The organism is Frankia sp. AgKG'84/4 (assembly GCF_023242965.2).
Lineage (GTDB): Bacteria > Actinomycetota > Actinomycetes > Frankiales > Frankiaceae > Frankia.
Map to the genome: position 1 here is coordinate 1 of NZ_JALKFU020001134.1, position 1,263 is coordinate 1,263.

General features: G+C 72.8%; 2 protein-coding genes. Both read left to right on the forward strand.

Annotated features, from left to right (window positions below; translation table 11 throughout):
* Nucleotides 1–203: 203 nt before the first annotated feature.
* A complete protein-coding gene (locus tag MXD58_RS27870) occupies nt 204–422 on the forward strand; it encodes a hypothetical protein (protein WP_248837888.1) in 219 nt (72 codons plus the stop codon).
* Between the two features lie 234 nt (nt 423–656).
* A partial coding sequence (locus MXD58_RS27875) for a TIR domain-containing protein (protein ID WP_250611146.1) occupies nt 657–1,263 on the forward strand: 607 nt, incomplete at its 3' end.

Below are 1,263 nucleotides of genomic sequence, written 5' to 3' on the forward strand. Positions count from 1 at the left end.
GCCGTGGCCCGCCGAGCGCGCGGCGCGCCGAGACCTACCCCCGATCGAGGGAGGGCCGGCGCGGGGTCGGTGGCGGGTGCCGCGTCATCCCGGGGCCGAATGGTCGCGCACGGGCGGGCTCCGGTCGCTCTCGAGGGAACCTGGAGGGAACAACGTCCGCTCCACGGGCGTCGGAAGGGTCAGGTTGGCTAACGTCGACAGACGTGGATCACCTACCGCTGCTTGTCGGCTCCGGCGACATCGCCCGCGCACTGGGCCTGACCCGGCAGGCGGTCGATCACCGGCTGCGGGTGGACCCGGCCGCGCCGACCCCGGCCGCGGTGGTGAACCGCACCCCGACCTGGGGCGGCACCCGGATCTGGTGGCGGGCGGAGATCGACCGCTGGCTGCGGCTCGAACCGGAGCACTGGGCGGTCTCCTGACAACATCCGCAGGCCGTCGTTGTCGGCCGGCGGACAGACGGCCCCGGCGCCCTTCCCGGCCCACGGTGGCTGACGTCGGATGACCCCTCGCGGCCACCCGGCGCGTTGAGCCTTCATTGACGTGCTCGGCACTATGGTCATCGCCTTTGCGGGCGTTGGCTGATAGCGTTTGAACGATACCGCCCGGGTAGGCGGCGGGCTCGGGGGCGACGTCATGATAATTGAGGGCCGGCGATGAAGAGTTACTTCTTCGTCTCCTCTGCCGCGAAGGACGAACGGCGCTGGATACAGCGCTTTCACACGGATCTGGAGTACGAACTCCGCCTTCTCGCCGGCACCGCGGTCGGCGGGCTTCTCGATACCCGGCCGGCGCCTGGCGGCGACGCCGGGCGCGCCCTCGCGCAGGGCGCCGGGCGAACCCGGGCCATGGTGGCGCTGTGTTCCGATCCGTATTTCAAGGACGCCTGGTGTGGTCGGGAATGGGCGGTGTTCGGCGCCCGGGTGGAGAACTTCAGCAAGGCCGGCGCGACCCGTCTGGAGGACGGGTTCGTGCGGGTCCTGTGGCGATCGACGCACGATCCGCTGCCGCCGGCGGCCGGTGCGCTGGCCGCCGACGCCGGCCTGCCCGACAGCTACCGCCAGCACGGCCTGCTGTGGCTGATGCGCAACAGGCCGCGCGGCCCCGGTGGTTACTACGCCCTCGTCCGCGGGTTCGCCGCCCGGATCATCGACGCCCAGCAGATCGAGCTCGACGCGCTGCCCGAGGCCGCGGCGGGCGCGATGCGCCCGGCGTTCGGCTCGCATGGCTCCGCCCCCTCGCGCCGGCCGGCACCGGCAGGGG